Raw genomic sequence first — 15,472 nt, forward strand, 5'->3', positions numbered from 1 at the left:
ACTACTTAGGCGCTTTATCGAACCACTTTTTATAAATTTTCGCGTAAGTGCCATCCGCTTTAAGCGCGGCAAGCGCTTTATTGACTTGCGCGGTGTAAGGGCTATTTTTCTGTAAGGCGAAACCATATTGTTGAGGTAAGACGCTATCATTTTGGCCAGTAGCTTTAATTTTTCCATTCCCTGAAACCTTGATGTAATACATGACGTTAGGGGAGTCATGAACCACGGCATCGATATTACCCGCCTGTAAATCCAAATAGGCGTTATCAATATTCGGGAATTCAACGTAATCCGCTTTAACGTGAGCTTTCATATAGGTCGCCCCAGAGGTTCCCTGTTTAAGCCCCACTTTTTTTCCGGCTAAATCACTGAACTTTGTAATACCGTTTGCACTGCTTTTAACCGCCATCAGTAAATCTGCATCATAATAAGGCGCGCTAAAATCAACGGCTTGAGCACGCACTGGCGTAATAGTGATCCCTGCCATGGCGACATCCAAATTACGGGACTGAAGACCGGGAATTAGCCCTGAAAAGTCCATCGGTTGTAATCGGTAATCGACGCCCATTTTTTTAGCAATGGCGTCCCAAAGATCGACATCAAAGCCGACATATTTATCTGCTTGTTTAAATTCGAAAGGGACAAATGCGGTATCGACGCCGACATTGAGGGTCTCCTTCGCTAACACGCTGGCACTGAATAACGTTGAAAGTAATGTGAAGCCTACACTTATTTTCTTGATGGTCGTGAACATGTTTATTTCCTTTAAGGTGTTAACGAGAGCTAACTTCCTTAAAGCAAAAGCTATGCCAAAGTGAATAAATGGCACGGCAGAGGTGGCGGAAAGTCATCTATAAACAAGCATTACGCATAAATTTGGGAGGAAGAGTGGTATTTACCTTAACTGCGTTACGGCTAATAATGAGAATTATCAGAGAAAAGTAGGTGGGTGGTATTCTTTTTCCTCGGGAAAAACGGCCAACGAGTCGCCATTCCAAAATGGTGCAGGCCCACTTATCTTTTCCTCGTTTTAGGGCAAGTCGCGCTAAGCAGGGGGTATGTATAAGCGTGACGCTATAGCCATCATAGATTCTCTTCGCGGTAACAGCCCATGACCCAAAGAGTATTCTAACGATTAGCGATATAGCTTCCAGAATCGAATAAATATTTTTCTGACTTCTCAATACTCTGGACCGCGGGTTCGCCATGTTTGGCGACTAAGCTTGCCAGCAGTGCTTCGGCAATGGCCATACCTGAAACGACTGAGGGGAAGAACGAAGCACTGTCGATCGAAAAGAGCAGCGTACAGTCAGCGACTTGTGCCAGAGGTGAGGAGGGAGAGTCTGTGATGGCAACAATTTTGGCCCCCACCTGTTGGGCAGTCTCTAGGATCTGTAGCGTTTCTCGTGAATAAGGAGAGAAGCTGACCAGTAACACACTATCTTGGTCGGTTAATTCACGAGTGAATATTTGCTGGCTATTAGCGAGGTTATCGATCAAGGTTACCCGCTGTTGGAAGAGCCGATAAACATAATAAATCGACCAAGCGATCGAGAAACTGGCGCGAAAGCCGCAGACATAAACTTGCTTGGCGTCGTCCAATAAGGTGACCGCGCGCTGTAGAGAGTCTTGATTTAAGGCTTGGGTATCTTCCAACGACTGGCTCAACGTCGAGAACACAGCGTCATAGGCTGACTCTTGTTGCAAGTTTTGTTGTAAGCGTACCGCTCGGCTGGCATAGCTGCTACGCGTTAATTTTAACGAATAGATAAATTCCGCTTTTAAGGCCTCCCAGCCCTCATAACCCAATTTTTTGGCTAAGCGCGAAAGCGTCGCGGGTTTGAGATCGGCATTATGCGCAATGGTTCGCATCGAGATTAACGCGACATCATTAATATTTTCTAGGACAAAAGCTGCTGCTCGCTGGAGTTCAGGGGTGAGAGCAGGGTAGTGATCAATGATGAGTTTGCGAAGGTCCATACATTAGCCTCTGTAACATCGCGGTAGAGCAAAGAAAAGCCGGGACGATGCCCGGCTATTTATTAATTAATCATCGATTACAGCGCGGCAATCACGCCCTGTTGCTCGATAATTTTTGCTTTAGAGTGTTCTAGGTCGGCAAGACGTTCGCGCTCTTTCGCGACAACGGCTTCAGGCGCTCGTGCGACAAATCCTTCGTTGCCAAGCTTAGTTGCGATTTTCTCAATCTCGACATCAACCTTCCCTAACTCTTTCGCTAGACGCTCTAATTCAACGTCCTTATTGATTAGGCCAGCCATTGGGATGAGAAGTTCGGCGCCTTCTACCAGTTTGGTGACCGAGACTGGTGCTTTCTCTTCAGCGTTAAGCAGAGTGATCGTTTCCAGCTTCGCTAAACGCTTCAAGAAGGTTAAGTTTGCCCAGACACGACGTTCCACGTCAGAGGTTGCACCACGCAGTAATAATTCCAGTGGCTTACTTGGCGAGATATTCATTTCAGCACGGATGTTACGTACAGCAATGATCGCTTGCTTGATCCACTCGATATCACTCTGCGCCTGCGCGTCTTCTTTCTCCGCAGACCATTCTGGGAAGGCTTGCAGCATCAGCGTATCATCAGTGATCCCTTTCAATACTTTGACACGCTGCCAGATGGTTTCCGTAATAAATGGAATGATCGGGTGCGCTAAGCGTAATAACGCTTCAAGTACGGTGACAAGGGTGTTACGGGTACCGCGCAGTTCCGCTTCACTTCCGTTATTCATGACAGGTTTGGTTAATTCTAAATACCAGTCACAGAATTGGTTCCACGTAAAATCGTACAGCAAGTTAGCGGCGATATCGAAACGATAAGTATCTAAGGCTTCGCGGTAAGCTTTGACGGTACGGTTGAACTCACTGCGGATCCAGCGATCCGCCAAGGAGAGAACTTGTTCGCCACCTTGGAAACCACAATCTTGCTCTTCGGTATTCATCAGCACAAAGCGGCTGGCATTCCATAACTTATTACAGAAGTTACGATAACCTTCGAGTCGTTTCATATCCCAGTTGATATCGCGACCCGTCGAGGCTAACGCCGCTAAGGTAAAGCGCAGGGCATCCGTTCCTGAAGGCTCAATACCGTTCGGAAATTGTTTTTCAGTGCGTTTACGGATTTTCTCAGCCAACTGAGGCTGCATCATATTGCCGGTACGCTTCTCAAGTAGCGCATCTAAGGAAATCCCATCGACCATATCTAAAGGATCGATCACATTCCCTTTAGATTTCGACATCTTCTGGCCTTCTTCATCACGGATCAGACCGGTCATGTAGACGGTTTTGAAAGGCACTTGCGGCTTACCTTGCTCGTCTTTCATGAAGTGCATGGTCAGCATGATCATGCGAGCAATCCAGAAGAAGATAATGTCGAAGCCACTGACGATAACATTGGTCGGGTGGAAAGTGCGTAGCGCGTCAGTATTTTCTGGCCAACCTAATGTCGAGAAGGTCCATAGCCCAGAAGAGAACCAAGTATCGAGAACGTCTTCGTCCTGGGTCAGGACAATATTATCGGCAAGGTTATGTTCGCGACGAACTTCTTCTTCATTACGTCCAACATAGACACGGCCACTTTCGTCGTACCATGCTGGGATACGGTGTCCCCACCATAGCTGACGAGAGATACACCAGTCTTGAATATCGCGCATCCACGAGTAGTACATATTTTCGTACTGTTTCGGGACGAACTGGATATCGCCATTTTCAACCGCTTCAACCGCGACTTTAGCCAGCGGGGCTGTACGGACATACCATTGGTCAGTCAGCATGGGTTCAATGACGACGCCACCCCGGTCACCGTATGGCACGGTTAAGTCGTGTGGCTTAATTTCTTCTAATAACCCTAACTCTTCAACCGCGGCAACGATGGCTTTCCGCGCAGCGAAACGCTCTAGCCCCGCAAAGGCTGCAGGAATATCGCTCGAGTAGGCAGTAGACTCTTCGCCATTAGTATCAAACACTTGTGCCTGTTGGCGGATATCGCCATCAAAGGTCAAGATATTGATCATTGGCAGTTTATGGCGGCGTCCAACTTCATAGTCATTGAAGTCATGCGCTGGCGTGATCTTCACGCAGCCCGTCCCTTTAGTCATGTCAGCGTGCTCATCACCTAGAATAGGGATGCGACGGTTGATGAGGGGCAGGACGAGTTCTTTCCCGATTAAGTCGGCATAACGGGGATCTTCAGGGTTAACGGCAACACCGGTATCGCCCAGTAAGGTTTCGGGACGCGTCGTGGCGACGATGATGTAGTCTTTACCGTCAGCCGTCTTAACGCCATCGGCGAGTGGATAGCGGATATGCCACATCGACCCTTTCGATTCACGGTTTTCGACTTCCAGATCAGAAATCGCAGTACGAAGTTTAGGATCCCAGTTAACTAGGCGCTTACCGCGGTAGATCAGGTTCTCATTGTACAGGCGGACAAAGACTTCTTTTACTGCATTGGAAAGCCCATCATCCATGGTGAAGCGTTCACGTTCCCAATCAACAGAGTTACCGAGACGGCGCATCTGATTGGTAATGTTGCCTCCTGATTCCGCTTTCCATTGCCAAATTTTATCAATGAACGCATCACGGCCATAATTTTGACGGGTTTTACCTTCTTCCGCAGCGATCTTGCGCTCAACAACCATTTGGGTGGCGATACCGGCATGGTCGGTACCGGCTTGCCACAGGGTATTTTTGCCTTGCATGCGCTGGTAACGCACCAAGGTATCCATGATGGTCTGTTGGAAAGCATGTCCCATATGTAAGCTGCCGGTAACATTCGGCGGTGGGATCATAATGCAATAGCTCTCTTTACTTAGATCGCCATGTGGTTTGAAGTAGCCTTGCTTTTCCCAGTGCTCATAAAGCGGCTGTTCGATCTCTTGCGGGTTATATGTTTTTTCCATAGGAATTACGCCGATGCTGCCGTTACAGTATTCAATTGAAATCCAGCACTGCGATACGCTTTATAACGATCACGGGCCAGTTGTTTTAAGGTGTTATCTTCGGGGACGAAGTCTACCACTTCATAGAATCCGGTGGCAAAGTCTGCGAAGTGGGGAAGTAAACTAATCAGTAAGTCACGGGCGCTGCTTCCACGCTTCTGTGGCCAAGCGAGTTCAACCGGCGCACCTTGACGCGGTCCTTCACCCGCTAAATTATGCGGAACGAAAGCTTCTGCTGGACGTTGCCAGAGTGCTTCGTCCAGTCGTAAGGCTTGCGCTTCATCCTGACAGGCGATAAGGATACGTTTACCTTCACGCCAAAACTGCGCGGCGAGGTCGCAGGTCGCACTCTCAGCTGCGCTAAGCGGCTGATCAGCAGCGTTTGCAGGAAGCAGGTAAAACGTCGCATTTTTCATATTAGCGTGTGAACCCTAAGAATAAGAAAAGGAACCCAGCGAAGAGCTCCTGAATGAAGTGGGACCAGATTACTCTTCTGGGGTCAAGCCTGCGCGATTCAGTAAGAACTGAGAAAGAAGTGGAACCGGTCGACCGGTTGCGCCTTTCGCCTTACCTGAACGCCATGCCGTACCCGCGATATCCAGATGCGCCCAATTATATTTGCGGGTAAAGCGTGACAGATAACAGCCCGCCGTAATCGCGCCGCCAGCTCGTCCACCAATGTTAGCGATATCGGCGAAATTAGATTCCAGCTGTTCTTGGTACTCATCGGCGAGTGGTAAACGCCACGCGCGGTCGCCCGCTTGTTCCGATGCACTGACTAATTCATGCGCCAGCGGGTTATGGTTAGAGAGTAACCCACTAATATGATGACCCAGTGCCACCACGCAAGCGCCGGTTAAGGTCGCAACGTCGATAACCAGTTCAGGGTCGAAACGTTCGACATAGGTTAGGGCATCACAGAGCACCAAGCGGCCTTCCGCATCGGTATTTAATACCTCAACGGTTTGGCCTGACATGGTGGTCAGGATATCTCCTGGGCGGAGTGAGCGTCCGTCCGGCATGTTTTCACACCCCGCAAGGATCCCGACTACGTTCAGAGGTAGCTTAAGCTCAGCAACCATACGCATTACGCCGTAAACCGTGGCCGCACCACACATGTCGTATTTCATTTCATCCATGGCTTCGCCAGGCTTAATGGAAATACCGCCGGAGTCAAAGGTTAACCCTTTACCGACTAAGACAATCGGGCGGCTCTCTGCGTCTGGGTGGCCTTTGTACTCAATGACCGACATTAAGGATTCAAAATGCGATCCCGCCCCTACCGCGAGGTAGGCATTCATGCCTAACTCTTTCATCTGCTGCTCGCCGATTACCCGGGTGGTGATGTGGGTGCTGTTCGCATCCGCCAATTGACGGGCTTGTGAGGCAAGGTAGGCTGGGTTACAGATATTAGGTGGCATATTGCCGAGGTCTTTCGCGGCTTGAACACCCGCGGCAATGGCTAATCCATGCTGGATTGCGCGCTCGCCACTGGTTAATTCACGGCGAGTTGGGACGTTGAACACCAGTTTACGCAGCGGGCGACGTGGCTCGACACGGTTACTTTTTAACTGGTCAAAAGAGTACAGTGACTCTTTCGCCGTCTCAACGGCCTGACGCACTTTCCAATAATTGTTCCGGCCTTTAACGTGTAATTCGGTCAAGAAGCACACGGCTTCCATTGAACCCGTTTCATTCAAGGTGCTAATGGTTTTTTGAATAATTTGCTTGTATTGACGTTCGTCAAGTTCACGTTCTTTGCCGCAACCGATCAGCAAGATACGCTCGGAAAGTACATTAGGCACGTGATGAAGCAGCAGCGTTTGACCGACTTTCCCTTCAAGCTCACCACGACGCAGTAGAGCGCTGATGTATCCGTCGCTGATTTTATCTAGTTGTTCCGCGATCGGGGATAACCGACGAGGTTCGAACACCCCAACAACGATGCAGGCACTGCGTTGTTTCTCTGGGCTACCGCTTTTTACACTGAACTCCATGTATTCTCCTGAATCTTAAAGACAACGACCGTGACACTTAATTAACATACATAACGGCTTAAGTGTATAATGACCGTCAATACTCAACTTTATGCTATTGTCGTTTATATTGAAGGGTGAGTGAGCAGAAGCCCTCACCACTGATGCATAAGGTGTATGATACACTGTAACAGCAAAAATGTGTTGATGAAGAAAACCAGCAAATAAGCGTTGAAATTATCGACTTTCCTGCAAAAAGACAAGTTTTCACAGGCGTATTTAGCGTGATAATAATCAGATATTTGGTTCGTGAGACGCTTAAGAGTCAATTAGCGATTCTCTTTATCCTGTTACTAATCTTCTTTTGCCAGAAGTTAGTACGTATTTTAGGGGCTGCCGTCGACGGCGATACCCCTGCAAACTTGATTCTAACGCTTTTAGGTTTGGGTGTACCAGAAATGGCACAGCTCATTCTACCGTTAAGCCTTTTCCTCGCCATTTTAATGACGTTGGGCAAACTGTACACGGACAGTGAAATCGCCGTGATGCACGCCTGCGGCTTAGGAAAGAGCGTGTTGGTGAAAGCGGCTCTGGTCTTAATCCTCTTTACTTCTGCGGTTGCCGCGATAAATGTGATTTGGGCTGGCCCTTGGTCGGCACGCTATCAAGATCAAATTATACAGAATGCGCAGGCCAACCCTGGAAGTGCAGCGCTAGCGGCAGGGCAGTTCCGTCCATCCAGTGATGGGAGTTTCGTGCTGTTTATTGATAACGCACGGGGTAACCATTTTAGCGACGTCTTCTTGGCGCAACTTCATCCACGTAATAACACCCGTCCTTCAGTCGTGGTCGCGGACCGTGGGCATATGTCGCAGCATAAAGACGGTAGCCAAGTCATTACCCTCGATAACGGCACTCGCTTCGAAGGGACTGCCATGTTGCGTGATTTCAGGATCACCGACTTTACCCAATATCGCGCTTACGTCGGTTATAAAGAGTCCGTACTTGATCCCAATGATGCGGACGAAGCCACATTTACCACGCTGTGGCACAGCAATACGCCGCAGTTTAGAGCTGAATTACATTGGCGTTTAACGTTAATTTTCTCGGTGTTAGCCATGGCGCTGATGGTCGTACCGCTAAGCGAGGTGAACCCTCGTCAAGGGCGAGTACTGTCGATGCTACCGGCGATTTTACTCTATCTCATTTTCTTCCTGATACAGAGTTCGTTTAGAACCAATGCCAGTAAAGGAAGGTTAGATCCAGCGATATGGATGTGGAGCGTGAATATTCTCTATTTGGGCCTAGCGGTAGTCTTAAACGCATGGGATACCTTACCTGTCCGTCGGCTACGCGCGAAAATTAGCCGAAAAGGAGTCGCGTAATGTTTGGCGTATTAGACCGCTACATTGGTAAAACCATCTTCAATACCATCATGACGACACTGTTTTTACTCGTGTCGTTATCCGGCATTATTAAATTCGTTGAACAGTTAAGAAAGACGGGGAAAGGGGCTTATAGCGTCTGGGATGCGGGCTATTTCACACTTCTCAGTGTTCCGACTGACTTAGAGCTGTTTTTCCCGATGGCGGCATTACTTGGTGCATTATTAGGCCTCGGTAACTTAGCCCAGCGCAGTGAGCTTGTTGTAATGCAAGCAGCAGGTTTTACGCGTTTACAAGTCGCGGCATCGGTGATGAAAACCGCTATTCCTTTAGTCTTTTTATCAATGGCGGTCGGTGAGTTCTTAGCTCCTGCCGGTGATCAACTGGCGCATAATTACCGTTCAGAACAGATCGATGGCAGTTCGCTTCTGGCAGCGCAAGGTGGCTTATGGGCGAAGGACGGTAATGATTTTATCTTTATCCAAAAATTACAAGATGAGCGTCATTTAAACGGTGTAACAGTCTACCATTTCAATGATCAACGTCGACTTGAGAGCGTACGCTATGCAGCGAGTGCTCAATGGGATAAGCGTCGTAAAGAGTGGAATTTATCGCAAATCGATGAGTCGAATCTCTCCAATCCAGAGCAAATTACGGGTAGCCAACAAGTCAGTAGTATTTGGAAAACGGCGCTCACCCCGGATAAGTTACAAGTCGTGGCGCTCGATCCGGACTCGCTATCGATTCGCGGGTTACATGACTACATTCAATATCTCGACCAGACCGGACAGAAATCAGATATTTATCGCCTGAATATGTGGAGTAAGATTGTACAACCCTTATCGGTTGCCGTGATGATGCTGATGGCGCTCTCCTTTATCTTTGGGCCGTTACGCAGTGTCTCCATGGGTCAGCGAGTAGTAACAGGGATAAGCTTTGGTTTTGTCTTTTATGTATTGGATAAAATTTTCGGCCAATTAAGCTTAGTAAAAGGCTTACCGCCAATGCTTGGCGCGATTGTGCCGAGTGCAGTGTTTCTTGCATTGAGTTTAGTGTTACTCATTAAACGGAAATAGAAAAAAAGCCCCGTCGTCGGGGCTTTTTACATTGAGGGATAAGAAACTAGAGTAGTTGAATTAACCAAGGTAACTGCGATAGAGCAAAAAGTACTAATCCAATTAACCCACCCACCACCGTTCCGTTGATACGAATAAACTGTAGATCCTTACCGATATTCATCTCGATCTGTTCCACTAGTAATTTATCGTCCCAGCCTTTAATCGTGTCGCTGATATGGCGGGTTAAGAAACGGGCGCTTTCTGGACCGACCGTGCGTACAGTCTGTTCGATATGTTGATTAAACGCCTGACGTAGCTGCGGATCACGGCTGAGCGTCTCCCCCATCCATCCAGCAGCGCGTTGTAGCTGTACGCCGATACGTGAATCTTCTTGATCTAAATCGTTAGTTAACCAGCTACGAAGATCTTGCCAAATCTGACCAATATAAAGGGCGAAGTGCTCATCTTCTTTCAACCATGTCTTCATACGCACCATACGCTCGGTCATCTTCGGGTCATGCTGCAGGTTGTGAATGAACAGCTGTACGGCACGATTAAACGTCCTGCGTAGCTGGTGATCTGGATCACGGGCAACGTCTAGTAAAATCTGATCGGTGAGTTTGGCGACTTTGACAGCCCCTTTTTCGCCTAGCCATTCGCTGGAGACAACTCGCGAAATAGTTGGGTATTCTCGTTGAAACCAAGCCGCTATCTGGCTAGCAACAAATTGGCGGGTCTTGGGTTTTTCAAGTAGCTTAACCACCTGTCTGATGACGGTATCGAGGACCGCTTGGTGGCGATTCTCACGGGTTAGGCTCTCCAGTAAGATAATTGCGCTATGACGAAAATCGACCTGATCAATGGCGCGATTCACCGCTTGACGAATAAATCGGTTGATTGCATCGTCATTACTGGCGGTCAGTAACCCGCGTAGGACGGCCTTTAGGGCTTGGGCGAAACGTTGCTGGTTTGCAGGTAACGTCAGCCAATCGGCCATTTTTTGTGAAAGATCGTGCTGTTTCACCAAGCGAGAAAGAGCCTCTGCATTGAGGAAACGCTCTTCAACAAATACGCCTAAGTTATCGGCAATACGCTGCTTATTACGCGGCACAATGGCGGTATGCCGACTAATAAACGGAATAGGGATGCGTCGAAACAACGCACTGACCGCAAACCAGTCGGCTAAGCCACCCACCATGGCCGCCTCAGCGACGGACTTAAGGGCTTGCGAACCCAATGTGGGGGGCAGGAATAGACTGAGAATAAAGAGTCCTGTCGCACAAAGCAGAAGGGATAGGGCGATTCGCTTAGTACGACGGAGTGCATGAGATTTTTGCATAGCACCTGCTTAGTCGATGAGCGGTGGCAACCGGCCGGCTGCCACCTGAAAAATAACCTACTTACGACCTCCGAACAGACTCCCTAACACTCCACGAAGGATCTGGTTCGCGACTTGTCGGCCTGCACTTTTTGCCATCCCTTGAACGACACCGTCATGGCGTCCGCCACGCGGCCCGGTGTAACCGAACACGACTTTTTTCACTTCATCCATGATACCGCCTTCTTCTTTGACTTCAGACCGTGGCGCTGATGCACTAGACGACTGCTGGGCATCACTGTTCGCAACGCCTTTTTGGAGCATTTCGAAGGCTGATTCTCGATCGACCGCCTCATCATATTTACCGTACAGCGGCGAATGATTAATCAGGTCATTACGTTCATCACTGGTCAGTGGTCCCATACGTGAACCCGGCGCAATCACCATGGCGCGCTGCACGACGCTTGGACTACCTTTTTCATCAAGAAATGAAATAAGCGCTTCACCTGTCGCGAGGGATTGAATCGCTTCTTCAGTATTAAACTCAGGGTTCGCCCGCATAGTGTTGGCCGCCGCTTTAACGGCTTTCTGATCGCGAGGGGTGAAGGCACGTAGGGCATGCTGCACCCGATTACCGAGTTGTCCTAAGATATTATCGGGAATATCGGACGGGCTTTGGCTGACAAAGTAGACCCCGACGCCTTTTGAACGGATCAAGCGCATCACTTGCTCAATCTTCTCAAGCAGGACGTCTGGGGCACCATTGAAGAGTAGGTGTGCTTCATCGAAGAAGAATACGAGTTTCGGCTTCTCGACATCACCCACTTCAGGCAGCTGCTCATAGAGTTCAGAGAGCATCCACAACAAGCTGGTGGCGTAGAGTTTAGGCATTTGATAGAGCTTTTCTGAGGCAAGAATATTGATGACACCTTTGCCTCGATCGTCGGTCCGCATCCAATCTTTAATGTCCAGCATAGGCTCGCCAAAAAAGTATTCAGCGCCTTGTTGCTCTAAACTTAATAATCCTCGCTGGATGGCTCCGACCGACGCACTATTGATATTGCCGTATTCAGTCGTAAACGATTTCGCGTTATCCCCAACGTACTGTGTTAACGCACGCAGATCTTTAAAATCGAGCAGTAATAGTCCTTGCTCATCGGCAATACGGAAGATGATATTAAGGACACCGGTTTGGATCTCGTTAAGGTTAAGCAAGCGAGCAAGCAGTAAAGGGCCTAAGTCGGTGACCGTTGCACGAACGGGGTGACCCTTCTCACCGAAGATATCCCAAAAAACGGCCGGATTAGTAACGGGCTGCCAGTCAGTGACCCCAATCGCCTCTAACCGTTTGGTGAGTTTTTCTGAAGCTTTGCCTGCTGTTGCCACCCCGCTTAGATCGCCTTTCACATCAGCCATAAAGACGGGAACACCAATTGATGAAAAGGACTCAGCTAATTTTTGCAGGGTAACGGTTTTGCCTGTCCCCGTCGCGCCAGTAATAAGTCCGTGGCGGTTGGCAAGGGCTGGCAGTAAGTCGAGCGATAGCGTGTTGGTGCATGCAATACGTAGCGGTTCTGTCATAATTAGGATCTCATCCATGGACAAATCCTAAGCATGCAATGATCTCGAGGTAGGTGTCAATCAGTAGGATCTGTAACCAAGACTTATCAATGTAAATGAGTGGCAACGTCGACGATGCCATTGATCACAAATTGTATGCCCATACAGACCAACAAAAATCCCATTAAGCGAGAGAGCGCTTCGATCCCGCCTTTACCTACTAATCGCATGATCGAACCGGAACAGCGCAGCGCTAACCAGAGCATGATGGCCACCAGGAGGAAACAGATGACGGGCGCGACCATCAGGATCCAGGCTGGATAGTCGATTCCCGATTTTACCGACGCCGCGGTACTGATAATCACCGCGATGGTCCCCGGACCCGCAGTGCCCGGCATGGCGATCGGCACAAAGGCGATATTGACGGTCTGAGGGCTATGCGGCGTAGCATCCAATTCGTCTTGTTTATGCTGGACTTCAGGCGCTTCATGTACTTGCTGTACCGGAAACAGCATACGAAAACCAATAAAGGCCACAATCATCCCGCCAGCAATACGTAACCCAGGAATCGAGATACCAAAGGTATTCAATACCGCACTGCCCGCAAACCAGGTGATAAGCATAATGAGGAAAACATAGATTGCCGACTGTAAGGCCTGACGATTACGTTGTTGGAAATTCATGTCATCGGCGAGACTGAGAAACATCGCCACCGCAGTCAATGGGTTAGCCAGCGGCAAAAGGATCAGGAGTCCCCAGCCGATAGCATCGAGCAGCGTCATCATAGTCAATCCTTAACGAGAGAACAGGTTAAGTAAGCCTAGAACGCCAGGAGGGCAGTTACAATAAGGGGTAAAAAGATTAGGCACAAAACGGCGGTTTAGTGTGGCGAGCGGGCGCTCGCCACCCAGTCTTTACATCCCGAGGTATTTCTTACCTTGGTCTAGCACCACGTTACAGGCTTTAGTTTTAAGCTTTTTACCCATTTGGGTATTACTCAAGGATTTTAGGTCGATTTTCTGGTTATTACCGGTGGTCAGTAATCCTTGTAGCCCTTGCAGGTAGCCGTTTTCTTGCTGCGAGCCTGCTGTTTGCGTTGATTGGCTGGCGGTATCCGTCAAGCCCAATTTACTTTTTAGTTGATCCGTTACCGAGCTGACATTGTTATCAACGATATTGTTTTTCGCACAATATTGCAGGATCCCAGTAACGTTCGACATGCTGTTGGCGCTGACCGCACTATTTCCACCACCTAGCAGCTGAGTGATCGAGCCGAGCGATAGGCCACCATTTGCTGCCGTACCCGATGTGCTGGTTTGGCTATTCCCTGAGTTATTCATCAGGTCTGAAGCGGTACTGCTAAGCTTATCTTGCCAGCTTGACGCTTGCGCGAAAGAGGTGAAGGCAGCAGCAGCAAAGCCTAGGGCGAGAAGAGTTTTAGATGGAGAACGCATAATGTTGCCTCATTGCAGTAGAGAGTAAGTCCAATAGTGATTAGGGCCGTTGTAGCAAATTAAGTTCAGAATTTCTAACCTAAGCCTAGTCCTATCGGATTTATCTGTCTAACCATCCTTCTACCCAGAGTGCGTTAAAAACGATTCGCCGTTTTTTTCAGCAATCAAACACGACTTAGTGTGAATCCCCTTGCGCCTGCGAGTAAGGCGGGTATAATCGGCCACGTTTACACATCCCCTTCAGTGCCGAAGTGGCGAAATCGGTAGACGCAGTTGATTCAAAATCAACCGCCCTTTGGGTGTGCCGGTTCAAGTCCGGCCTTCGGCACCAATCACTCTTCCGGCAACGTCCGAGAAAGTCTGAAAAATCCTTTTAAATCATACATTACCATCATTTTAGCGTCCGAGGACGTCCGAGAAGTTCCGTTGCAATCCAGACCCTTCTGGGGGCATAATTGGGGGCATATTAACTTCGATGGAAAATGTGCCCCCAAATGAAGCTGAACGCCAGACAGGTAGAGACTGCGAAGCCAAAAGATAAGACTTATAAATTAGCTGATGGTGGAGGGCTATATCTTGAGGTATCAGCGAAAGGATCTAAATATTGGCGAATGAAGTATCGCCGCCCAACTGATAAGAAAGAAGATCGCTTAGCTTTTGGGGTGTGGCCTATTGTTACGTTGGCGCAAGCACGAGCGAGACGAGACGAAGCTAAAAAATTAATTAGTCAGGGTATTGATCCCAAAGCAGAGCAGAGAGAGGCTCAATCTGAAAACTCCGGTGCCTATAAGTTTGAGACCATTGCTCGAGAGTGGCATGCCAATAATAAGCGATGGAGCAGTGACCATAGCGCCCGCGTTCTGCGATATTTAGAGTTATATATTTTTCCGTTTATCGGTGGTGAAGATATACGTCTACTCAAGACAAGTAACTTACTAGCGCCAATAAAAAAAGTTGATGCCAGTGGTAAGCATGATGTCGCACAGCGTTTACAGCAAAGAGTGACGGCAATAATGCGCTATGCAGTACAGAATGATTATATCGATTCGAACCCCGCAATGGATATGGCTGGCGCATTGACTACGACCAAGGCTCGCCACTATCCAGCTTTACCCTTTCACAGATTCCCAGAGTTTTTAGAGAGGCTTGCCCGATACAGAGGTCGCAAGATAACTCGTATTGCAGTTCAGCTATCACTTTTAACCTTTGTAAGGTCTAGCGAGCTTAGATTTGCTTGTTGGTCTGAATTCGATTTAGAACGTGCATTATGGCGTATTCCTGCTAAGCGTAAAGAAGTGGAGGGTATTCGCCATTCCCACAGAGGAATGAAAATGAAGGAAGAGCATATAGTCCCTCTTAGTTCACAGGCACTCGCCATACTCTATGAGCTTAGACAGATTAGTGGTGATAACCATCGTTTATTTCCGGGGGATCATGATGCAAGAAAAGTGATGAGCGAAAATACGGTGAATGCTGCTCTAAGAAAAATGGGTTACGATACCAAAACCGAAGTTTGTGGACACGGTTTTAGAACTATGGCCAGAGGGGCTTTAGGTGAGTCGAGCCTATGGAGTGATGACGCTATAGAGAGACAACTTAGTCATACGGAACGTAATAACGTTAGAGCGGCCTATATTCATACATCTGAACATTTAGAAGAACGCCGTCTAATGGTACAGTGGTGGGCCAATTATTTAGATAAGAATATTGATGAGTATATAAGTCCGTATGAATTCTCTCATCCATAGAAAAAATATTGATAATTAAAA

General features: G+C 48.3%; 12 protein-coding genes and 1 tRNA gene. 4 read left to right on the forward strand and 9 right to left on the reverse strand.

The annotated features are described in order from the left end of the window. Position 1: 1 nt before the first annotated feature. The 5 genes from glnH to pepA all read right to left on the reverse strand — a co-directional run bounded on the left by glnH (position 2) and on the right by pepA (position 6,949). Positions 2 to 754 carry a glutamine ABC transporter substrate-binding protein GlnH gene (gene glnH / locus BMX14_RS00780; protein WP_092671331.1) on the reverse strand — a complete coding sequence of 251 codons (753 nt, stop codon included), beginning with the start codon at positions 752 to 754 and terminating at the stop codon, positions 2 to 4. Positions 755 to 1,128: 374 nt separating this feature from the next. Beyond that, positions 1,129 to 1,980 (reverse strand): MurR/RpiR family transcriptional regulator, encoded by an 852-nt coding sequence (locus BMX14_RS00785; protein WP_092671334.1) that lies wholly within the window; start codon positions 1,978 to 1,980, stop codon positions 1,129 to 1,131. A 77-nt stretch (positions 1,981 to 2,057) separates the two neighbouring features. Beyond that, complete coding sequence (locus tag BMX14_RS00790; RefSeq protein ID WP_092671337.1) at positions 2,058 to 4,913, reverse strand: valine--tRNA ligase; 2,856 nt, start codon at positions 4,911 to 4,913, stop codon at positions 2,058 to 2,060. A gap of 5 nt (positions 4,914 to 4,918) precedes the next feature. Beyond that, the gene (locus BMX14_RS00795) at positions 4,919 to 5,368 is read right to left on the reverse strand and encodes a DNA polymerase III subunit chi (RefSeq protein WP_092671340.1); all 450 of its coding nucleotides are present in this window, start codon (positions 5,366 to 5,368) and stop codon (positions 4,919 to 4,921) included. 69 nt (positions 5,369 to 5,437) lie between these two features. Next, positions 5,438 to 6,949, reverse strand: a complete 1,512-nt coding sequence (gene pepA, locus BMX14_RS00800) for a leucyl aminopeptidase (RefSeq protein WP_092671343.1) — start codon at positions 6,947 to 6,949, stop codon at positions 5,438 to 5,440. A 263-nt stretch (positions 6,950 to 7,212) separates the two neighbouring features. Between pepA and lptF the strand changes: the two genes are divergently transcribed. Beyond that, complete coding sequence (lptF, locus tag BMX14_RS00805; protein ID WP_092671346.1) at positions 7,213 to 8,313, forward strand: LPS export ABC transporter permease LptF; 1,101 nt, start codon at positions 7,213 to 7,215, stop codon at positions 8,311 to 8,313. After that, positions 8,313 to 9,389 (forward strand): LPS export ABC transporter permease LptG, encoded by a 1,077-nt coding sequence (gene lptG, locus BMX14_RS00810; protein ID WP_092671349.1) that lies wholly within the window; start codon positions 8,313 to 8,315, stop codon positions 9,387 to 9,389. Before lptF ends, lptG begins: the two co-directional genes overlap by 1 nt. Before the next feature lie 46 nt (positions 9,390 to 9,435). Here lptG and BMX14_RS00815 read toward each other — a convergent pair whose 3' ends face one another. The 4 genes from BMX14_RS00815 to BMX14_RS00830 all read right to left on the reverse strand — a co-directional run bounded on the left by BMX14_RS00815 (position 9,436) and on the right by BMX14_RS00830 (position 13,703). After that, positions 9,436 to 10,710: a DUF445 domain-containing protein gene (locus BMX14_RS00815; RefSeq protein WP_092671352.1), complete on the reverse strand. Its 1,275-nt coding sequence runs from the start codon at positions 10,708 to 10,710 to the stop codon at positions 9,436 to 9,438. Positions 10,711 to 10,767: 57 nt separating this feature from the next. After that, positions 10,768 to 12,270: a helicase HerA-like C-terminal domain-containing protein gene (locus BMX14_RS00820; protein ID WP_092672426.1), complete on the reverse strand. Its 1,503-nt coding sequence runs from the start codon at positions 12,268 to 12,270 to the stop codon at positions 10,768 to 10,770. Between the two features lie 86 nt (positions 12,271 to 12,356). Next, the gene (locus BMX14_RS00825) at positions 12,357 to 13,034 is read right to left on the reverse strand and encodes a MarC family NAAT transporter (protein ID WP_092671355.1); all 678 of its coding nucleotides are present in this window, start codon (positions 13,032 to 13,034) and stop codon (positions 12,357 to 12,359) included. A gap of 129 nt (positions 13,035 to 13,163) precedes the next feature. Further along, positions 13,164 to 13,703, reverse strand: a complete 540-nt coding sequence (locus tag BMX14_RS00830) for a DUF2501 domain-containing protein (protein ID WP_092671358.1) — start codon at positions 13,701 to 13,703, stop codon at positions 13,164 to 13,166. Positions 13,704 to 13,948: 245 nt separating this feature from the next. Here BMX14_RS00830 and BMX14_RS00835 point away from each other — a divergent pair. Then, positions 13,949 to 14,034 (forward strand) — tRNA-Leu (locus BMX14_RS00835). A 163-nt stretch (positions 14,035 to 14,197) separates the two neighbouring features. Beyond that, positions 14,198 to 15,451, forward strand: a complete 1,254-nt coding sequence (locus tag BMX14_RS00840; RefSeq protein ID WP_092671361.1) for a tyrosine-type recombinase/integrase — start codon at positions 14,198 to 14,200, stop codon at positions 15,449 to 15,451. The last annotated feature ends 21 nt before the right edge of the window (positions 15,452 to 15,472 follow it).

The organism is Rosenbergiella nectarea (assembly GCF_900111105.1).
Lineage (GTDB): Bacteria > Pseudomonadota > Gammaproteobacteria > Enterobacterales > Enterobacteriaceae > Rosenbergiella > Rosenbergiella nectarea.

What these genes read in the sequence shown, in the direction of transcription:
- glnH (WP_092671331.1), bottom strand. Translation starts at nt 754, where the DNA reads ATGTTCACGACCATCAAGAAAATAAGTGTAGGCTTCACATTACTTTCA.
- BMX14_RS00785 (WP_092671334.1), bottom strand. Translation starts at nt 1,980, where the DNA reads ATGGACCTTCGCAAACTCATCATTGATCACTACCCTGCTCTCACCCCT.
- BMX14_RS00790 (WP_092671337.1), bottom strand. Translation starts at nt 4,913, where the DNA reads ATGGAAAAAACATATAACCCGCAAGAGATCGAACAGCCGCTTTATGAG.
- BMX14_RS00795 (WP_092671340.1), bottom strand. Translation starts at nt 5,368, where the DNA reads ATGAAAAATGCGACGTTTTACCTGCTTCCTGCAAACGCTGCTGATCAG.
- pepA (WP_092671343.1), bottom strand. Translation starts at nt 6,949, where the DNA reads ATGGAGTTCAGTGTAAAAAGCGGTAGCCCAGAGAAACAACGCAGTGCC.
- lptG (WP_092671349.1), top strand. Translation starts at nt 8,313, where the DNA reads ATGTTTGGCGTATTAGACCGCTACATTGGTAAAACCATCTTCAATACC.
- BMX14_RS00815 (WP_092671352.1), bottom strand. Translation starts at nt 10,710, where the DNA reads ATGCAAAAATCTCATGCACTCCGTCGTACTAAGCGAATCGCCCTATCC.
- BMX14_RS00820 (WP_092672426.1), bottom strand. Translation starts at nt 12,270, where the DNA reads ATGACAGAACCGCTACGTATTGCATGCACCAACACGCTATCGCTCGAC.
- BMX14_RS00825 (WP_092671355.1), bottom strand. Translation starts at nt 13,034, where the DNA reads ATGATGACGCTGCTCGATGCTATCGGCTGGGGACTCCTGATCCTTTTG.
- BMX14_RS00830 (WP_092671358.1), bottom strand. Translation starts at nt 13,703, where the DNA reads ATGCGTTCTCCATCTAAAACTCTTCTCGCCCTAGGCTTTGCTGCTGCT.
- BMX14_RS00840 (WP_092671361.1), top strand. Translation starts at nt 14,198, where the DNA reads ATGAAGCTGAACGCCAGACAGGTAGAGACTGCGAAGCCAAAAGATAAG.